Origin of the sequence: Shewanella violacea DSS12, from assembly GCF_000091325.1 — a bacterium.
Taxonomy (GTDB): Bacteria; Pseudomonadota; Gammaproteobacteria; order Enterobacterales; family Shewanellaceae; genus Shewanella; species Shewanella violacea.
Genome location: NC_014012.1, coordinates 849,408 through 869,618, shown reverse-complemented (window position 1 = coordinate 869,618; position 20,211 = coordinate 849,408). Strand labels below are relative to the sequence as shown.

General features: G+C 46.0%; 14 protein-coding genes. 5 read left to right on the top strand and 9 right to left on the bottom strand.

The genetic code is table 11. The features are described from left to right. Positions 1–208 precede the first annotated feature (208 nt). Both xerD and brnQ read right to left on the bottom strand, forming a co-directional pair. Complete coding sequence (gene xerD, locus SVI_RS03460; RefSeq protein ID WP_013050013.1) at positions 209–1,126, bottom strand: site-specific tyrosine recombinase XerD; 918 nt, start codon at positions 1,124–1,126, stop codon at positions 209–211. A 176-nt stretch (positions 1,127–1,302) separates the two neighbouring features. Further along, positions 1,303–2,634, bottom strand: coding sequence for a branched-chain amino acid transport system II carrier protein (gene brnQ, locus SVI_RS03455; protein WP_013050012.1), 1,332 nt, complete (start codon positions 2,632–2,634; stop codon positions 1,303–1,305). Between the two features lie 484 nt (positions 2,635–3,118). Here brnQ and SVI_RS03450 point away from each other — a divergent pair, with 484 nt between their 5' ends. The 5 genes from SVI_RS03450 to SVI_RS03430 all read left to right on the top strand — a co-directional run bounded on the left by SVI_RS03450 (position 3,119) and on the right by SVI_RS03430 (position 12,409). Further along, positions 3,119–3,850 carry a tRNA1(Val) (adenine(37)-N6)-methyltransferase gene (locus SVI_RS03450; RefSeq protein WP_041419637.1) on the top strand — a complete coding sequence of 244 codons (732 nt, stop codon included), beginning with the start codon at positions 3,119–3,121 and terminating at the stop codon, positions 3,848–3,850. Between the two features lie 116 nt (positions 3,851–3,966). Next, positions 3,967–5,193, top strand: a complete 1,227-nt coding sequence (srmB, locus tag SVI_RS03445; protein WP_013050010.1) for an ATP-dependent RNA helicase SrmB — start codon at positions 3,967–3,969, stop codon at positions 5,191–5,193. Positions 5,194–5,545: 352 nt separating this feature from the next. Continuing rightward, complete coding sequence (locus tag SVI_RS03440) at positions 5,546–6,763, top strand: efflux RND transporter periplasmic adaptor subunit (protein ID WP_013050009.1); 1,218 nt, start codon at positions 5,546–5,548, stop codon at positions 6,761–6,763. Beyond that, complete coding sequence (locus SVI_RS03435; RefSeq protein ID WP_013050008.1) at positions 6,763–9,927, top strand: efflux RND transporter permease subunit; 3,165 nt, start codon at positions 6,763–6,765, stop codon at positions 9,925–9,927. The genes SVI_RS03440 and SVI_RS03435 overlap by 1 nt, the downstream gene beginning before the upstream one ends. A 271-nt stretch (positions 9,928–10,198) precedes the next feature. Then, on the top strand, positions 10,199–12,409 hold the full coding sequence (locus SVI_RS03430) for a PAS domain-containing protein (protein WP_013050006.1): 2,211 nt from the start codon (positions 10,199–10,201) through the stop codon (positions 12,407–12,409). A gap of 42 nt (positions 12,410–12,451) precedes the next feature. Here the strand turns inward: SVI_RS03430 and SVI_RS03425 are convergent, their stop codons facing one another. The 7 genes from SVI_RS03425 to epd all read right to left on the bottom strand — a co-directional run bounded on the left by SVI_RS03425 (position 12,452) and on the right by epd (position 20,191). Beyond that, positions 12,452–13,837, bottom strand: a complete 1,386-nt coding sequence (locus SVI_RS03425) for a hypothetical protein (RefSeq protein WP_013050005.1) — start codon at positions 13,835–13,837, stop codon at positions 12,452–12,454. A gap of 253 nt (positions 13,838–14,090) precedes the next feature. Beyond that, a complete protein-coding gene (locus SVI_RS03420; protein ID WP_013050004.1) occupies positions 14,091–14,618 on the bottom strand; it encodes a hypothetical protein in 528 nt (175 codons plus the stop codon). Then, complete coding sequence (locus SVI_RS03415; protein ID WP_013050003.1) at positions 14,605–15,348, bottom strand: helix-turn-helix domain-containing protein; 744 nt, start codon at positions 15,346–15,348, stop codon at positions 14,605–14,607. Before SVI_RS03415 ends, SVI_RS03420 begins: the two co-directional genes overlap by 14 nt. 242 nt (positions 15,349–15,590) lie before the next feature. Beyond that, positions 15,591–16,331: a DUF481 domain-containing protein gene (locus tag SVI_RS03410; protein ID WP_041419636.1), complete on the bottom strand. Its 741-nt coding sequence runs from the start codon at positions 16,329–16,331 to the stop codon at positions 15,591–15,593. 209 nt (positions 16,332–16,540) lie between these two features. After that, the gene (gene fba, locus SVI_RS03405; RefSeq protein WP_013050001.1) at positions 16,541–17,605 is read right to left on the bottom strand and encodes a class II fructose-bisphosphate aldolase; all 1,065 of its coding nucleotides are present in this window, start codon (positions 17,603–17,605) and stop codon (positions 16,541–16,543) included. Positions 17,606–17,835: 230 nt separating this feature from the next. Next, positions 17,836–19,011: a phosphoglycerate kinase gene (locus SVI_RS03400; RefSeq protein WP_013050000.1), complete on the bottom strand. Its 1,176-nt coding sequence runs from the start codon at positions 19,009–19,011 to the stop codon at positions 17,836–17,838. A 154-nt stretch (positions 19,012–19,165) separates the two neighbouring features. Next, on the bottom strand, positions 19,166–20,191 hold the full coding sequence (gene epd, locus SVI_RS03395) for an erythrose-4-phosphate dehydrogenase (protein WP_041419635.1): 1,026 nt from the start codon (positions 20,189–20,191) through the stop codon (positions 19,166–19,168). Positions 20,192–20,211: the final 20 nt, after the last annotated feature.

Below are 20,211 nucleotides of genomic sequence, written 5' to 3'. Positions count from 1 at the left end.
CATCTAAGCCTGATACCCGTCCAAGGTCATGAAACAGAAGTCCTTCGCCCATCAATTTAACTCAAATCGAACAGAAGTGTTTGCACATTCAGCGAGCCGCAGGCTATAGCTATTATTGGGGCTATGGTTACCAGTAAACCAAGCAAACACCGAAGTAAGCCAAATGAACCCAAGTTAAAAAGATACTTCCCACTTGCTATCAGGCAAGCTAGCCCCTGGGGTGATGCTCACTGTGAAGTTGGCTGAGTCTAGCTTTCGCCACATGGGTATATATCTGTGTCGTGGAAAGATCGCTGTGCCCCAGTAATAACTGCACCACACGCAAATCGGCACCATGATTAAGCAAATGAGTCGCAAAGGCATGCCGCAGTGTATGAGGGGAAATATGAGTCACAATTCCGGCCCTTAATGCATAGAGCTTAATTCTATACCAGAAGGTCTGCCTAGCCATCATTTGGCCACGCTTAGAGGGAAATAACACATCACTCAGCTTGCCCTTGAGCAGCTCGGCTCTGGCTCCCTGAAGATAATTTTCTACTTCACTAACCGCAAGCTCACCCAGAGGCACTAGCCTCTCCTTGCCACCTTTACCCACTACTCTCACTAGGCCCTGCCTAAGACTGAGTTGCTCCATGGTCAGACTCACCAACTCAGTCACTCGCAGCCCAGTAGCATAGAGAAGCTCAAGCATGGCCCTGTCACGACACTCTATGGGGTCCTGGATATCCGGCTCGTTCAGCAAGATATCGACATCAGCCTCGCTAAGTGAATCTGGTAGTTTCCGGGCTAATTTAGGCGACTTTATTCGGGCGATGGGATCCGCTGTGATCATTTTCTTTAGCAATAAGAAACCAAAGAAACGCCTCAGGCTACTCATCATGCGAGCGCTACTGGTACGGGCAAAGCCTTTATCGAATCTCACATCCAGATAACCACGGATCAACTCCTGAGAAACCTGAACGAGTTCGGCTCCTAATTCCTGAATATAACGGTCAAAATGGCGTAGGTCGGTTCGATAGGCCGCAAGCGTATTATCACTCAGGCCTCGGTTCGACCAAAGGTCATCCAGAAAAATATCGATAAGCGGGTCGGCTTGATATGGTGTAGATTCAGCGGGATCAGCCAAGCTAATCACTCCTTTTAGGCATTAAAAAAGCGCGTTCTCATGGAGAGCGCGCTTAGTATTCTATGGCATACCTAAGAAATTAACAGAGTCATATATGTGAGTTATTCCACGATCGACTCTCAATTCAGGTAAATGTTAAGCTCAAACCTAAGTTTATTTCAATAGATATTCAGGGGTTATCCCAATATCGGCTCTGCTTTACTCTTCTTGATAAACAAACACACCATGATTGCCAGCCCAGTCGGCAGTAACCAGGCCATGCCTTCGTTATGCATCGGCATGAAATCAATAAAGCTCATATTGAAACCGGCAGCTTTAAGGCCATCGATAATACCAAACACTAACGCTACGCTTAGCACGATACGATGAGATAGCGCCGGCATGGCAAACTTATCCGTTAAGAAGGTCACAGCGACTAAAGCGATGGCGACAGGATAAATAGTGTAAAGCACAGGAACACTGATGCTGATCAGTTGAGACAGGCCAACGTTAGCCACAATGGCACTGGCCAGTGCCATGATGACCACGAACGTCTTGTAGGAGATACGTGGCAAGATCGAATTGAAGAACTCAGCACAGGCTGTCACCAGACCAATAACCGTGGTTAAACAAGCTAGTGTGACCACGGCCGCCAATAAAACCTGACCTAGGCTACCAAACTCATGGTTCACATACTTGGTTAATATTGTTCCGCCATTATCTGCGCCAATGGCGAATTCACCAGCCGAGGCGCCAAGGTAGAAGAGTGAGATATAGACAAATGCCAGGCCTGCCGCTGCGATCAAGGCAGCTCTTATTAGGTATTTAGTCTGATCTTTACTGTCACTCACTCCTTTACGACGAAGAATATCGATAATCAACATACCGAAGATGAGTGATGCCAAGGTATCCATGGTGTTATAACCTTCCAAAATACCTTTGGTCAGCGGATGAGTCTGATAGTCACCCATAGCCGGTCCGACATCAAATCCTGGCAGCATGATGACTGAGATAGCTAAACCCACCAGAAGAATAATCATGATAGGCGTAAGTATTTTACCAACGCTATCTAGTAATTTCCCTGGATAGAGAGACAGCAACATGGCCATACCGAAAAAGATCACGCTATAGATAAGCTGGGAAACATTCAGCGCTATACCTGCCAGCATAAAGGTCGCACTGCTATCGGCCAGAAAGGGTTTTAATCCCATCTCATATGCCACTAAACCGGCACGAGGGGCGGCAAATGCGGGGCCAATGACAAGATAAATAGCGATGGCAAAAATGGTTGCAGCCACAGGAGGAAGTAAACCCATGATTTTACCGTTTGCCTTGGCTACAGCAATCAGGGTGATCAAGGGTAAAGTTACCGCAGTGATCAGAAAGCCAATCATGGCCAATGTCATATTTTCACCGGAGAGGAAGCCCGCCAATGGTGGGAAAATAAGATTACCTGCGCCCAGAAAGAACGCGAAAGTCATAAAGCCTAATCCCAAGGTATCGGCCATGCTCATCTGTTTGTTTTGCACTTTTTTCACCATCATCTTCTATTGTTTTGTAACGATCTCAAGTTATTAGGCCAATTAAAGGCTCTAATAAGTGGAGATTATATTTATGTAAATTAATAATTACACGTGTCCGTGATAAATTCGGCTAACACTTGGCGAGTTTATGAGCAAAGTTGGCAGAGTCTGCCGCAACATGCCTAAAATCAGGCTAACCTCCGCCCAAAAAGCGCCTAAAACCCTATTTAGAGGCATACTATTATCAAATACCGTATAAATTGACAAGGAACTGGCTCAAATTAGGAATAAACAACACCAAGCTCGCAACAAGGCGTACACATGAAATCAAAATCAGATCCTTCCACAACAGCCAGCAACAAAAGTAACCATAGGGGCGTAAACCAGCAACAAGCTGGGGAGTGGGCCCAGCTAAAAAGCAATTAACCTATGCCTAGTGATAGAGTACAATCCGCCCACCTAAGTTTTAGTGAACAACAGATCAGACTCCATGGCATTTACCTTCAAACAATTTCATATAGATGACCATAACTGTGGCATGCCTGTGAGCACAGATGCAGTGATTCTCGGGGCCTGGGCCCCTCTGACTCGAGCCCAAAACGTTCTCGATATTGGCGCCGGAAGTGGACTGCTAAGCTTGATGGCCGCTCAACGAAGTGCAGCGACTATCACGGCAATCGAACTCGATGAAACAGCTGCGTCAGCTTGTGAGAGAAACTTTAAGGCCTCTAACTGGGGCGAGAGATTGGTAATAGAGGAATGTGCAATTCAGGACTTTGCTCAGCAGCGCCTGAACACTCAAATCAAATTTGATCATATCATCTGTAATCCGCCCTATTTCAAAGGCGGGACACAATCCAAAAACCAGCTTAGGGCAAAAGCCAGACATACCGACACCTTAGATTTTTCGTGTCTAATAAAAGCCATGACGCGTCTCTTGGCTGTCGATGGCACAGCTAGCCTTATCCTCCCCAGTCAAAGCATGCCATGTTTCCTTGAAGAGCTGACACAGTCAGAGCTCACTATGACCCGGGTCATGGATATCGCCGACTCCGCGGCTAAAAAGCCTCACAGACACGTATTTACGTTGGCTCACAGGCAATCTCTCCCTCATGAGCCGAGCAATAGAGTCGAGTCGAGTCACTTCTGTATCAAGGAAAGTGATGGCAGTTACAGCCAAGAGATGATTGGCCTAATCACAGGGTTTTATCTCAAGTACTAGCCTGTTCTCGGATAAGGTTTATCTCCATAACGGCTAATAATTTAGATGAAATTAAGAGCTAGTTTGGTATTTTTTGGTGTATAATGCGCGGCTATTATTTATTGAGACCGCTGCGCATGCTATTTGAAGACTTCCTGCTTGACCCTATTTTACTAGAGTCATTAAAAGCCATGGGCCATAATAAGCCTACCACGATACAGCAACAAACCATTCCATTGGCAATGGAGCAGAAAGACATACTAGCTCGGGCACCCACAGGTACAGGCAAAACCGCCAGTTTCCTACTGCCAGCGATCCAACATCTCATCGACTTCCCTCGACGCTTCGGCGGTCAGGCCCGAGTCCTGGTTTTGACACCTACTCGTGAACTTGCCAGCCAAATTCATCGTTATGCCTCGCATCTGTCGACGGATCTAGATCTCGATATCGCCATCATCACAGGCGGCATGCCCTACGGCCCACAAGAAGATGCCCTAAAGAATAATGTCGATATCTTAGTCGCCACTCCAGGGCGCTTGATGGAATATCTGGACAAGGGTAACTTCAATGCCGAAGAGGTTGAAGTGTTTGTTATCGATGAAGCCGACAGAATGCTGGATATGGGATTCTCCGCCGCGGTCGAGACCTTAGCCATCGAATCCGTTGGTCGCAAACAGACCATGCTATTCTCGGCAACGTTAGAGGGCAGTGATGTGGGACGTTTCTCACACCAGCTACTGACAAATCCAGTTAAGGTAGAGGCCGAAGCCCCGCGCAGCGAGAAAGCCAAAATCCATCAATGGATCCATATCGCCGACAATAAAGAACATAAGTTTGCCATGCTGTGCAACATCCTCAGACAGGAAGATGTGACGCGTACCATAGTATTTGTTAAGACCCGAGAAGGTGTCGCTAGCCTAGAAGGTTTGCTACAGAGAGAAGGGATAATATGTAGCTTTATGCGTGGCGACATGGAACAAAAACAGCGTTTCCAAGCATTAGGTCGCTTCACTAAAGGCGAAGTCAATGTCCTGTTGGCCACCGATGTCGCCGCTCGCGGCATCGACGTAGATGACATCAGTCATGTGATCAACTTCGATATGCCAAGATCTGCAGATACTTATGTACACCGCATCGGACGTACCGCCCGCGCAGGCGCTAAGGGCACGGCTATCTCTCTGGTCGAGGCTCACGATATTCGCGTTGTCGGCAAGATTGAACGTTACATAGACCAGGTCCTTAAACGCAGATTCATCAAGGATCTTCGCCCTAAGAACAAGGAAGCTAAGCCTCCAGGAAAGAACAAGGTTAAGCCAGGGCCTAAGACATTCAGCAAAAAAAGTAAGAAGAAAAAGAAGAAGTAGATCTTTCATCTACACACTTTATTCTTATTCATTAATAAAAGAAGAGTCGCTAACCGCGGCTCTTTTTTTTGCTCGTTGTTTGTAGGAGCTGCTTTAGCCCCTAGGTTAATAGGCTAATGGTTTCATTCTCTCCCGGCTAAAGCCGAGTTATCTAACCTAGGAACTAGGCCACTAGAAACGGCTTCTCTAGGAACTGCGCTTCTAATCCCCCCTTATCGCTCCTGAGCAAACTCAATATATCGGCTAAAAGTCAAACGACTAGATATGGATATTTTATAAAAAACATGTATCCCCCCGCCCGACTCTGGTAATTTATAACCAAGAAACATTTCAGCATGGATACGCGATAAAAATGATAAAAATAATATTAAGAAGATCCTCCCCTTTTCTCATACTTGCTTTCTTTATCGCAGGAGCGGCAATCCTTATCGGTACCAAGGAGTCTCCGGAGCAGAAAGAAAATGAAATCCCGGTTCCTATTATCGACGTGCTCAGCGTAGAGCAAAAAACGGTTTCCCTTAACCTGCCCTCATATGGTGTCGTGACCCCCAAGAATAAGACCCAACTGGTCACCGAAGTGCAGGGCCGAATGCAGTCTATTGCGCCTAACTTTGTCGCCGGAGGTGTAGTCAAGAAAGGTGATAAACTCGCTGTCATCGAGCCCTCCGACTATGAAGCCGACCTGATGCAAGCCCAAGCTTCATTGGCTCAGGCAGAAGCAGCCCTGGAAGAGGAAGTGGCCCGTGGTGAAGTGGCTAAAAATGACTGGAAAGGTTTCGACGGCGGCGTCCCGCCCAAACTGGGTCTGCGTCTACCGCAACTGAAGAAAGAACAAGCCAATGTAAAGTTTCAACAGGCGGCCCTTGCACGCGCACAGCGCAACTTAGAGAGGACCATAATCCGTGCTCCCTTCGACGGTATCATCAAGGCTAGAAATGTCGACTTAGGTCAATATGTCACCTTAGGCACCAATCTAGGTGAACTCTATGACACCCGCATCGCCGAGATACGCCTGCCATTGACCAATCAAGATCTCGCCTATCTGGAATCTGTAGACAAACCCGATACCCAGGTCACCCTTAGCGCCTCTCTCGCGGGTAAAACTGTCACTTGGATAGGTCAAATAGTACGTAGCGAAGGTGTTATCGATGCCGAGAATCGCATGGTATATCTGGTCGCCGAAATCAAGGACCCCTACCTCAGAGATGGCCGAAAAGAGGGACAGATGCCACTGAAATATGGCAGCTTCGTTACCGCAGTTATCAAGGGACGCACCGTAGAGGGAATCGTGAAACTGCCTCGCCATCTGGTGCGTAATGGTAGTGTGGCTGTGGTGTCTAAAGACAATGTCATCGAGATCCGTGAAGTCAATGTGGTCAGAACCGACCTGGATAGTGTCTATATCAAGGATAGTCTGGCCGATGGTGAGCGTATTTCCCTGACTAAGCTCAATCACATGTCTGCCGGTCAAGTGGTGAAGATCTTAGGCCAGGCTGATGACACAGATACTGGCGTCGACAATCCGCAATCTAGTAAAGAGCAGCGACTCGCTAACGCGGGTGACCAATAATGGAGTCACAGAAAGGATTAATTGCCTGGTTTGCTCGCAACAGTGTCGCGGCAAACCTGCTCATGTTTGTCTTGATCGTCGGCGGTCTATTCAGTGCCGTACTTATCAACAAGGAGATATTTCCCTCTTTTGAGCTTAACTATATACAGATCTCGGTAGCCTATCCGGGCGCCGCGCCTCAGGAGATTGAGGAGGGGATTAACATCAAGATTGAGGAGTCTCTCCAAGATATCAATGGCATCAAGAAGGTCACTTCGGTCGCCAGTGAGGGCATGGGTATGGTCACCATAGAGGTCGAGGACAGCCATGACCCTCAAGATATTCTCGACGAAGCCAAACTTAGGCTAGATGCCATCTCCACCTTCCCCGAGAATATCGAGAAACCCAATATTTTTCGTATCAAGCCAGAAAATAACGTCATCTGGGTCTCAGTGTATGGCGATATGAACCTCCATGAGATGAAGGAATTAGCTAAATCAATTCGCGAAGATATCACCAGCCTCCCCTCGGTGACTCGCGCCAAAGTTACCGGTGTCCGTGATTACGAGATCAGCATAGAAGTGTCGGAAAATAAGCTCAGAGAATATAACCTGAGTTTTTCCCAAGTTGCTCAGGCAGTACAGAAGTCATCTATAGATCTTCCCGGCGGCTCTATTCGCGCCCAAGATGGCGATATTCTACTGAGAACCAAGGGCCAGGCTTATACTGGCGAAGACTTTGCTAAAATCGTCATCAGTACTCGTCCCGATGGCAGTCGCATCATGCTGCCACAGGTTGCCACCATTAAGGATGACTTCGAGGAACGCCTCGAGTACACCCGCTTCAACGGCAAGCCTGCGGCCATCATAGAGGTCACCAGTGTCGATGATCAGAATGCTCTGGAGATCTCCGAGCAAGTAAAAAACTATATAGAAGATAGACGACTGACGCTGCCTGCCGGTGCTCAGCTAGATACTTGGGGCGACTTGACTTACTACCTCAAGGGCCGTTTGAACATGATGCTTTCCAACATGATCTACGGTGCCCTACTGGTATTTATCATACTCGCCATCTTCCTAGATCTAAAACTCGCTTTCTGGGTGATGATGGGACTGCCCGTGTGTTTCCTCGGTGCCATGCTAGTGATGCCAATAGAGCCCTTCTCCTTGTCTATCAACATGTTGACGCTATTCGCCTTCATTCTGGTGCTAGGGATAGTGGTGGATGATGCCATTGTCATCGGCGAGAGCGCCTATACCGAGATAGAGAAACACGGTCATTCTTTGGAAAATGTCGTCAGGGGGGCCAATAAAGTGGCCATGCCGGCGACATTTGGCGTACTCACCACCATAGCCGCATTTATGCCCATGTTGATGGTTTCCGGTCCCCAGGGGATTATCTGGAAATCCATCGGCATGGTGGTGGTCCTGTGCCTGATATTCTCATTGATCGAGTCTAAGCTTATTCTCCCGGCTCACCTGGCTCATATGAAACCGAGAAAGCCAAAATCTCAGCTCGGGCCATTGGGACGCCTCAAGCTTAAGCTCAATGAAAAGGTGCAATACTTCATCCACCATAAGTACCGCCATTTTCTCGAATCTTGCATCAAGCAGAGATATAACGTGGTGGCTATCTTCATAGGCGTGCTGATCCTATCCATAGCTCTGGTAGTCAGCGGCAAGGTACGTTGGGTATTTTTCCCCGATATCCCTTCTGATTTTATTCAGGTTCAGCTAGACATGGATCAGGGTAGCTCAGAGACCAACACTCTCAAGGTGGTCAAACAGATAGAAGATGCACTCTATGCCATGAATGACCAGATGGAGACTGATTATGGTTACCCTGTGGTCAAGCATAGCTTTATCGACATGAGCTCGCGCACTTCGGCATTTGTGTTCGCCGAATTGACCAAGGGTGAAGACCGTGAGGCCGATGGTGTCGCCATCGCGGCTGCCTGGCGTGCTCAGTTACCCGAGTTGATCGCGGTGAAGAAGATCAGCATCAATGCCAGCACCAATGAATCCGGTGGTGATATCGCCTTCAGACTGACCTCCAGCAACCTGGAGCAGTTATCTAAGGCATCGACTGAACTCAAGCAGAAGCTCAAGAGTTATGAAGGTGTCTATGATATCGCCGACACTTTCTCATCGGGTAGCCATGAGATCCGTTTAAAGATCAAACCCGAAGCCGAGGCTCAGGGGCTTACCCTGTCGGATCTGGCCAGCCAGGTGCGATATGCCTTCTATGGCTATGAGGCTCAGCGCATACTGCGTAACAAGGAGGAGGTGAAGGTAATGGTGCGCTATCCCTTGGATGAGAGACGCACTGTGGGCGATCTTGAAAACATGATGATCCGCACTCCCAAAGGGATCTCGGTTCCCTTCTCTACGGTTGCCGATATCGAGATGGGTGATTCTTATTCATCGATCACCCGGGTCGACGGACGCCGCGCCATCAGCATCACAGCCAATGCCGATAAGAACCTGGTCGAACCTTCTAAGGTAGTGGCTGAGTTTCAGGAGGACTTCCTCCCCTATCTGGAGGCCAAATACCCAAGCATATCCACGGCTCTGGACGGCGAGAGTGCCGATGAGCAGAGTACAATAGTCAGTCTGCTGCAAGGTTTCTTCTTCGCGCTCTTTACCATCTATGCCTTGATGGCGATTCCGCTTAAATCTTACAGTCAGCCACTGATCATCATGTCGGTTATTCCCTTCGGCATGATTGGTGCCCTATTTGGACACTATATGCTCGGGCTCTCCATGAGCATCCTCAGCCTCTGTGGTATCGTCGCCTTAGCTGGGGTCGTTGTGAATGACTCGTTGATCTTGGTGGATTTTGTCAATAAGGCCAGGGCTCAGGGTCAGTCCATCACTCAGGCCGCCATCGACTCTGGATGTTATCGATTCAGGGCGATAATCTTGACCTCGATGACCACCTTCGTCGGCCTAGTGCCCATCATAATGGAGAAGAGCCTACAAGCTAAGATAGTCATCCCCATGGCCACCTCGCTGGCCTTCGGTATCTTGTTCTCCACCTTAGTAACACTCATTCTGGTGCCACTTTTGTATATCATACTCGATGATGTCAGGCGCACTAGCCGCCGCTTCTACAACTGGTGGTGGCAGCCTAAAGCGCTATCCCCTATTGACCATGAAGTTGAGGATATGAATAGAAAGCTATAGGTATCTATTGCTTAAATTGGTTTTAAATTAGCTTTTCACTGTCCATAAATAAAATGTCACTGGGATTATCATCACTCCAGTGACATTTTTGTTTAATACACATAAGTAATAGCTAGCTTGCCTGACAAGTGGCTGGAGTTGAACCTGCGCCCTAGCCCCTATGGGTATTAAGGTAAACAAGACTGTGGCCCTATCCATATCACCGACAGTGCTCGAAAAAATGATTTATGCTAGTATGGAATCCCATAAAATTAATAATAAAATATCTTAGATGTTGACGCCAAAACTATCACCCCTTATCCCTGCCCAAGGTATTCATTGGTCAAATCAAAGACTATTATCGGTGGCAACACAGATCTTCATACTGATAATCAGCATGATATTTATCAGTAACGTCATCATCACCTTAGGCGAACGTAGACTACAGGAAGACTGGGCGACTCAGAGATACAGTGAGCTCCAGGCTGTAGGCACCTTGATCGCAGATAAGGTCTCATTTCAACAATTTCGTACCCAGATGTTTGCCAAGTCGGAATTGCTCAAAAATTACCTGGATGTGCCCAGCACCAAAAGGCAAGATAAGCTAGAGAGAAACTGGGCTGTGATAACCAGAAATATTCCCGAGCTATTAGATATCGCCTTGTTCGATCCTCAAGGTAATTTCAAGTTTGCTACCAGTGATGATTTTGGCCATGAACCTCTGCCCCCTTCCTTGCTCGGCGCCTCGAGAAACATGGGCGGCAATGAAATCTACATCTCTCCACTGGAATTTAGCCCGGTCAATGGCAAGCTAGAACCTTACCACTATCAACTTGCCTGGCTGGAAAATCCCGATCAGAGTATTCGAGGCTATTTAGTAACATATAACTCTATGTCTAAGATGCTAAAGACTATCAAGCCCGCCTATTCCAGCTCTCAATCACCACTATTGATGTTGGATACTCAGGGATTACTCTATGCAGGTGCAGATTCACGACCATCATTAAAACGTGTTCCCGATACCATGGGTGGCAGCCTGAAACAGAGCTATCCTGCGCTATGGCGTAAGATGGCTATGAGTAATTTCGGTCAGTTTCATGGTGATAACGCCACATTTGTCTATCTAAAAGTTGAGCTAACGACTCAGTACGAGACCCGCAGGGAATACTTCCTGGTCTCCTATGTACGTAATGCCGATATAGCAGCCAATTTCTCTCAGTGGCGCACTATTCTTATAGGCTGTGCCTTAATGCTGACTCTGTTGGCCTCAATTCTCATTTTTCTTAGTCATTTTTATCGCCTGGAGCAAAGGTCCAGACAGTTCAGCATAGAGCTATCGAGTCGCCTCTTCGATCGAGAGGTGGGCTGCATCATAGTCAATCACAATAATAGGGTGATCTCGGCCAATGAGTTGGCGGCGACTCAGCTATCTTTACCTCAAGATCAACTACTGGATCGTAACCTACAGAGGATTCTGCAACTTGATAACGATGACTATGACTATGCAGGCATCATTACTCAGATCCAGCAAGAGCAAGAATGGAAAGGTGAGCTGGATATGGGAACCGAAACACAGACCAAGTTAATCGCCCATATTAAAACCCAGGCTTCTAAAGATAAACAAAAGGGCTATCTGGTCATCACCTTCGAAGATGTCAGCCAGCTTAAGCAAGCCCGTCAAGATGCCTACCTAGGTACAGCCTTGAATGATAATGGGGTGCCTACGGCCCTGATTCAAACCGATGGCACCATTATTCGTGCTAACCCTGCATTTGAACAAGAGATGCGATTAGGCACTGACTGTGCCAATATCATCGACATTTTACCCAATGAGTTAGGCAATAATTGGCCGCAGATCTCTCAACTTATCTTACTTCAGGGAAGTTGGAAGGGTCAGGTATTATGTGGTGCTTCGAGCACTAATACCTGCTTGCAAGCCACACTCAAGAGCCATATAGATGCATCTGGTGAGCTAGATTATGTGGTCTGTACCTTCGAAAAGGCGATCTCCAAGAATAATCATGATGAGTCAGGTGTACTGGTGCCCCATCGCTCGACTATCTTGGTCAACTATAGAGATCTTGAAAGCTACTTCAACTCCTTAGAGCAGAGTAGTAAGGATCGATCCAGCCTACTCCTGTTAGACATAACATCTGAGAGTATGTTGAGTCATATGAGTGATGTAGGCCTACTGGAAAGCAGACAGAAAGAAGTTGAGATTTTTCTTCTCAGAGAACTGCCATCGAATTACCAAATGTCTCACTGGCAACTGGGTAAAATCATCTTCATCTTGCCGGATACAGATGCAGATCAGGCGCATCATTACGCCATAAAATCATTAGCTAGCCTTAATGATATGGGGCTAGGGAAAGGTATCTGTATGGGTATTGCTTCTTTTCATCCTGAGCTAAATCTAGAACAATACTTGAGTAATGCCGAGGTCGCACTGCAACGGGCTAAGCAGATTGGTGAGCATAATATCTGCCAGGCGTTTACGCGTTAAAGCTGACAAAATACTAGGTTCTAGCTTCTAGAACCTAGTCTCTTATACTATTGCTTCTATGCCTTCGGGAAGCTCACTCTGACTGATATCTATGATCATAGAGCGATTCATGGTGATCTTATAACGCGCGTACTGCACTTCATCCTTGCCATCTTTCACGGCTAAAATCAGATTGATCTGATAACGGCGCTCCACCGAGTCATTACTAATCTTGCCATCTTGTTCCTTATAAATCTTCGCCTTGCCTCGCTCCAAATGGCGGGCGAATGGCGCTAAGCTAAAGTTTACCTGTTCCTGTATCGACGTATAGCCAGCCAGAAACTCTTTTTGGGTCACTCGGGTATGAATACCATAATGCAGCACTTCGGCATCTAGCTTATTTTGTCTATGGCGCCGTTTAAGGATCTCAGCGACTTTATCCGGTAGCTCGGTAGTTTTCATAAAGTCTAACCAGACTAACTGTTTGGCAATGGGAGCCTGGCTATTGGTATCTCTGAGTATTCTGCTCCACTTGGGCCTGCCTTTCTGTATCAGGCGCCAGAGTGCATTTCGAATGTCTTCCTTAAAGATCTCACGAAAACCATAGATAACAGCCAGAGTTAACACTAGGGCTATGGTTAAGCCGCTAAATACCCCCTGAGCCTTGATAATAAGCGCCGACACTACCAACATCACCATAGCCGTGGCAAAACCGGTAGTCATCTTCTTAAGGCCTATGCCTAAGGTTTTCATCTCCTCTTTTAAAACAACACCTTGCTGTATTAAGCGTCGCAGCAGCAACATTTTATTGGAGATGCGGTTAGGATCGTCCTTAGTCTGTTGTGAGTTATACCGCTTAGTTTTTCTATGTTCGCTCTCAGCCCTACACAGGGCAATAGAGGCATCTAATACCTCACTGTACTCGCTACCTCTCGGCGCTCTGGATAAGAGTTTTAATAGGCGTTGTTCACAGAACCAGGAAAGATAATTATCGGCATTCTCAAAATAAGACTTCAATTTAGGATCGCTAGGCTCATTACGACGAAACTTCTTCAGCAATTGACTCACCAAGTCACACAGACCTTGCAGGGAATTGAAGAAGTTTTCTGGCTCCTCAATTTGTTCCAGCTCCTTGCTATCCGTCTCGATGGCAACTGAAAATTGATAGGCAAATAGGTTCAAATAGAGGCGAAACTCCTCTACCGTACGTTTCTTCTGGCTGGCAAAACGACTCTGAACCAAGGGAAGATGAAGTCCGCTGGAGTAATATGAACGACGCCCAGTAATCGCCGAATGATAATATTGCTCTTCATTCATGCTCTGAGGGCCGATTCCCATCTCTTTAGGCAAGAAAAAATACAGATCCAGACGTCGGTTATCCCCCACCTTCATCTGATGTATAAATTTGATAGAGAGCGACTCTTCCTGCTTGACTTTAATCTTAGACACTTAGCTCCTACAACTAACCAAAAACGAATGGGAGAACTTAAGGACATGATGTGAAATGAACGAAAGACTTAATAAAAATAGAGTTAAATATTAGTGGCTTCTAGATAAAGCTATTGAGCTAAGTCTAGCTCAATAATATCTGAATGAATCACCAGCTTAACAGAAAAATATCCTCAGCTTCACTTAGAATGTAAATTAAATCCGAATGTAAACTCTGAGGAATAAAGGTAAATAGCATTCAGTCTTATGCCATTTACTCGAGCTCACAAATCCAAATGCTATTTCCAGGGATAAATTGAATCGCGGTATAATTATTCGAAGTATCCATATCTAACACATGGATATCGAGTTTAACAGAATGGGAATTTGCCAGCGCATTAGAGGCCGAGTCGATAAATGATTCCATATAACTAGGCAATACTTTATGACCGAAATTGAGTCGAAAATCTCCCTCATCAATATTCAGCTTGTAGGTCATGCTAGCCACCTCTAGCTTATCTAACCTTCCTCTAAATTCCATACCACCAAGGTTTAGCCCCTTACTGATGAAGCTATAATTTAGGGTTACTTTTTTATCTTTACTCTTAACCTTAAGCTCCAGAGATAAATCATCAGCTGGGTTAGCAGCAAAAGCGTTACCACGGCAGGTAAGATTAATACCTGCGCTATTTAAGGCATAAGCATGCAGAAATAAAATCACCAATAATATGCCGAATAGCACTAGGGATATGTGCCAGATTCGAAACCTAGCTACTGGATAATGCTTGCTAAAATAATTCACAAATTCCTGCCCTATTCAACCAAGCTTTATCCATAAAACTGAAATTTGAGTCTTCAGAGAAGGCCTTCACATTCTTACTTTCTAATTCAGATGATTTGTTATTTTTAAGGATGATATTAACGATTTTTTTATCCTTAGAAACAGAATAAAACATCTCATCCCAAGGCCGTTTTTTACACTGACTTAAAAGCTCAGAAAAAGATTGTACTTGTCCCTCTATCTCTTGTTTCTGCTCTGGCGAACCATAGATAGGGTGATATATAATCAGGCCATCTGTGGTCATGATCTCTAGCTTATGACTAGGCTTGATTGTTACAGAGGGGTCAATCATCCAATAAATTAGCGGTAGTAATAAAAGAAGTTGAGCCATGAGGATGCCGTAATGCTTAGCCGACATGCTAAGGGAAGGGCCGGTCAGACTCTTCTTCAACGATGCCTTCATGCGGGTATGCAGTATGAAGCCCTCGCCATCTATGGCCTCAAGAAGCCGATCCGATGGTTCACCCATGAAGAATCTCACTCTCTCGACGGCTTGCTGTAACTTTACTTGTGTTCTTTGTTCTTCGGGAAGTTGTTGCAACAACTGCTCATTAGATAGCACCTGATCCCTGAAACGCACTAAGAGTTCGAGTACGGAAAACTCCACCAGGGGCATTTTCCAGCTGGTATCATTTGCCTGATTTGATAGCCTGGTTTGCTTTATATCAAACCAGCAGCAACCAATTTGCATAGTTAGCGGCTCAATTTATCTTAGGGTCGAGCATTGTATCGATTCCTATCACAGGAGTCAGCGCTCACAATAACCTATCTATAACCAATGAAAAGAAGCGTGACACAGTGCACACAAGCAATTAATAAGAGTAAACAAACATCAGATACAAGTTAACACACCTGTAAATACAGGGTTAATACAAATGCGTAAATAAATATATTAACAAGCGCCATGGTGACGCTTGTTAATATACAATATGATTAGAATGCGTAAAGCAAGGTCATATTGGTTTCAGTATCTGTACTTTCTTTATCATCTAAAGGAGAATCGTTGTAACGCACAACAATGGCAAATTTCATTGCTAAAGCACCAATAATATTGGCTGTGATTGAAGTTTCAGAACGACCTTCAAATGTCTCACCATAATCGGCAACAAACATCTGCTTAAACTTAGAACTCTCGGTTATTTCAGTTTCGTAGTTCATCACCCCGTGAGCAACCCAGCTATCTGAAGTTTCGTAACCCGCAAGTGCAGCACTCTCAGTGTCTAAGCGCTTATACTTATAACCTGGACCTGCTTCAACATTAAACAGAGTCTTGCCATCATCAATAAACTTATGACCATAACCGGAAGAAACCGTTGAGGTAGAGTCAAAACCAGTGAAAGGATCGATCTCATGGTTTGCGTTGACAAATATATAGCTAGTGCCGTCTAACTGATAGTTACCTTGGATCAGACCATAATAACGCTTACCAGTTACTTCACCTGTGTCCTCTGTATACAAGGCCTCTAACAGATACTGATTTTCCCAGTTACCCAGCTCGTGCTTCAGATCTAAACGACCTTTTAGGGAAGTTGTTTCCGTATTACCTGTGGTCAAGGTCGCACCCATCTCAGCCTCACCAGCCAATGTTTTATCACCCTCAACAAAATCAGCACCAGCTTGTGCAGCGAAAGGTGCTGCCATCAAAATAGCAGACGCTATCAGCAATTTTTTCATTTTTATTCTACTCCGAAAGATCATATGCCTTAAAATCCGCGCAATATTAACATCCGATAAACAGAATTGAAAATAATGATACATATTAATGAATTTAAACAAACATAATAAAGAGCAATCAAGCCCCTATATTTCTTACTGTCGGCAAAGCCCAGATACAAAAATGCCCGCTAGATGCGGGCATTTTTACATTATAACTTAACTAACTGTTACTTAATCTGTGGATCTAACTCACCAGACTGGTACGCCTTATACATGGCTTGCAGTGACTTAGGCTTAATTTTAGAGCCCATGCCAGCTGCGCCAAATGCTTCATAACGCGTGGTACAGATATCGGCCATGGCTTCCATAGAAGCTTTAAGAAATTTACGAGGATCGAATTCACTTGGATTCTCGGCCAAGAACTTACGTACCGCACCGGTAGATGCTAAACGAAGATCGGTATCGATATTGACCTTACGCACACCGTGCTTAATGCCTTCGACGATCTCTTCTAATGGCACACCATAGGTCTCAGGGATCTCTCCGCCATACTCGTTAATCACCTTAAGCCACTCTTGAGGCACAGATGAAGAACCGTGCATCACTAAGTGAGTGTTAGGGATACGGGCATGAATCTCCTTGATGCGATCGATACGCAGCACTTCGCCGGTAGGCTTACGGCTAAACTTATAAGCACCATGGCTAGTACCAATAGCGATAGCTAATGCATCGACATGGGTATCAGAGACGAAACGCGCAGCCTCTTCAGGCGTGGTTAGCATCTGATCCATGGTCAAGATGCCCGCAGCTCCAATACCATCTTCTTCACCGGCTTCACCTGTCTCCAGGCTACCAAGACAACCAATTTCACCTTCTACAGACACACCACAAGCATGTGCGAAAGCAACAGTCCTGCGAGTCACACCTACGTTGTAGTCATAAGAAGCTGGTGTCTTACCATCGGCCATCAAGGAACCATCCATCATCACTGATGACATGCCAAGTTGAATAGAACGCTGACAGATATCCGGATCTGTACCATGATCTTGATGAATACACACTGGGATATCAGGATACTGCTCAAGAGCTGCAGCCATCAGATACTTAAGGAACTGAGGACGTGCATATTTACGCGCACCAGCAGAAGCCTGAACAATCACTGGGCTATCTGTCGCTTCAGCAGCTTGCATAATTGCACGCATCTGCTCAAGGTTGTTTACGTTAAAAGCTGGTACACCATAGTCATGTTCAGCAGCATGATCTAACATTTGTCGTAGGGAAATTAAAGCCATTTTTTACTCCAATAATAGGGTAAGACTAGCACTTAAGTTTTATTACTTAAGTATTTGAATCACCGAGGTCACTATCGCTTGGATTGATTTTTATGTGCCTAGGTCAAAAACAATATTCAGACCTAAGTCTTAGCATCGAGCTTAACCAAAGCACGGTTTCTTTTACCGCTGATTTAAAGGTTATTTATAATTATAAGAGCGTTATTTCACTCTAAATCAGCTTATGTTTGTTATTTTCCGCGAGATTCTAACATAGCTACGGCCGGAAGTTCTTTTCCTTCGAGAAACTCAAGGAAAGCACCACCACCGGTAGAGATATATGAGATCTTGTCGGCAATGTTATATTTATCCACTGCCGCTAACGTATCACCGCCACCTGCGATAGAAAACGCCTTAGATTCGGCAATAGCCAAAGCGATATGCTTAGTGCCTTCACCGAATTGATCGAACTCGAACACGCCTACAGGACCGTTCCAGACTATGGTACCGGCACCTTGAATAATTTTGGCTAAGGCTCGCGCGCTATCGGGACCGATATCGAAAATCATATCGTCCTTGGTCACTTCGCTCACATCTTTGAGCGTCGCGCTGGCAGTGGGACTAAATTTGCTGGCAACAACCACATCGGTCGGTACTGGAATATCACCACCACGACTCTGGGCATTCGCTACCAGGCGCTTAGCCTCATCAATAAGATCAGCCTCATACAGAGACTTACCCACTTCATGTCCTGCTGCGGCAATGAAGGTGTTGGCGATACCACCACCGACCACGAGCTGGTCGACTATGCCCGACAGACTCTCTAATACCGTAAGCTTGGTCGATACTTTAGACCCACCTACGATAGCCACGAAGGGACGAGCTGGATTGTCTAACGCCTTACCTAAAGCGGCAAGTTCATTGGCAAGAAGAGGGCCGGCGCAAGCAATTGGTGCATGCATACCCACACCGTGAGTCGAAGCCTGAGCTCTGTGCGCGGTGCCAAAAGCATCCATCACATAGATATCACAAAGAGCCGCAAGCTTCTTCGCTAGGGCTTGATCATTTTTCTTTTCGCCAACATTGAAACGAACGTTTTCGAATACGACCACTTCGCCAACATTTGCTTCCACACCATCGAGATAATCATTAGCCAAACGCACAGGACAATCCAATGCCTTAGTCAGATAGTCGACTACAGGCTTGAGAGAAAATTCACTGTTGAATTCGCCTTCCGTTGGACGACCCAGATGAGACATCACCATCACGGCAGCGCCTTTCTCCAGCGCCAGCTTAATCGTCGGCAATGCAGCCCTAAGACGTGCATCACTGGTGACAACGCCTTCACTCACAGGTACGTTCAGATCTTCACGAATAAGCACACGCTTACCTTGTAGATCCAACGCTGACATATTAATAATCGCCATTTACGTTTCCTTAAAAGTTAAAAATTAAAAGATAAAATTAAAAAAGGGTAAATCAATTCGTCTCACTCTGACCGCCGGGACAAAACACCTGGCCATCAGATAAAATTGGATCAGTGCCTAGGTACTGAATCTATGAACTAGGAACTAAAAGCTTCTAAGCGCTTCTTCTCGCCTTAATCATCTCTAAACTGGTATCTAGCATTCGATTGGCAAAGCCCCACTCGTTATCGCACCAAAGCAGCAACTTAACCAGATGACCGGCACTCACTCGAGTCTGAGTACCGTCGACTATGCTAGATCTGGGGTCATGGTTGAAATCACAGGACACCAGAGGCTCATCAGTATAGCCCAATATCCCCTTATACAGGCCTTTGGCCGAATCACTAAGCACCTGATTTACACGTTCAATATCGACTTTAGAGGCTAAAGTTACCGATACATCAATGGCGGTGACATTTATCGTGGGAACCCGCACCGAGATAGCTTCAAACTTGTCTTTCATTTGCGGGAGTATTCGCTCTATGCCTCGAGCCAGCTTAGTGTCCACGGGAATGATCGATTGACCCGCGGCTCGTGTACGACGCAGATCGTCATGATAAGCATCGATCACCTGCTGATCGTTCATCGCCGAGTGTATGGTGGTGATTGCGCCACTTTTCACACTAAAGTGTTTATCTAACACTTCGATGACAGGCACAATACAGTTTGTGGTACAGGATGCATTAGATACGACAGTATGCTCAGCCCGTAGCAGTTCATGATTCACCCCATAAACAATAGTCGCATCCACATCACTGGATGAAGGATGGCTGATGAGTACTTGCTTGGCCCCCGCATGAATGTGAGCCTCACAGCTGGTTCTATCGGATAACACGCCAGTAGCTTCATAGACGATATCGATATCCAGCTCCGCCCAGGGCAGTTTGTTGGCATCCTTTTGATGGAGTAACTTGATGACATCATCACCTAGATGCAGGTAGTTTTCATCCGCACTCAATTCAACTTGAGACTGAAAACGTCCATGGGTAGTGTCATATTTGGTGAGATGAAGAATGGCTTCGGGTTTAGCCAGTTCATTGATGGCGACGATCTGGATCTGGTCACGCTTACCTGACTCATAAACGGCACGGAGAATTGAGCGACCGATACGGCCATAACCATTAATTGCGACTCTGATCATTAAGCGCTTATACCCTATAG

What these genes read in the sequence shown, in the direction of transcription:
- SVI_RS03450 (WP_041419637.1), top strand. Translation starts at nt 3,119, where the DNA reads ATGGCATTTACCTTCAAACAATTTCATATAGATGACCATAACTGTGGC.
- SVI_RS03435 (WP_013050008.1), top strand. Translation starts at nt 6,763, where the DNA reads ATGGAGTCACAGAAAGGATTAATTGCCTGGTTTGCTCGCAACAGTGTC.
- SVI_RS03410 (WP_041419636.1), bottom strand. Translation starts at nt 16,331, where the DNA reads ATGAAAAAATTGCTGATAGCGTCTGCTATTTTGATGGCAGCACCTTTC.
- fba (WP_013050001.1), bottom strand. Translation starts at nt 17,605, where the DNA reads ATGGCTTTAATTTCCCTACGACAAATGTTAGATCATGCTGCTGAACAT.
- SVI_RS03430 (WP_013050006.1), top strand. Translation starts at nt 10,199, where the DNA reads ATGTTGACGCCAAAACTATCACCCCTTATCCCTGCCCAAGGTATTCAT.
- SVI_RS03400 (WP_013050000.1), bottom strand. Translation starts at nt 19,011, where the DNA reads ATGGCGATTATTAATATGTCAGCGTTGGATCTACAAGGTAAGCGTGTG.
- SVI_RS03440 (WP_013050009.1), top strand. Translation starts at nt 5,546, where the DNA reads ATGATAAAAATAATATTAAGAAGATCCTCCCCTTTTCTCATACTTGCT.
- epd (WP_041419635.1), bottom strand. Translation starts at nt 20,191, where the DNA reads ATGATCAGAGTCGCAATTAATGGTTATGGCCGTATCGGTCGCTCAATT.
- srmB (WP_013050010.1), top strand. Translation starts at nt 3,967, where the DNA reads ATGCTATTTGAAGACTTCCTGCTTGACCCTATTTTACTAGAGTCATTA.
- SVI_RS03415 (WP_013050003.1), bottom strand. Translation starts at nt 15,348, where the DNA reads ATGCAAATTGGTTGCTGCTGGTTTGATATAAAGCAAACCAGGCTATCA.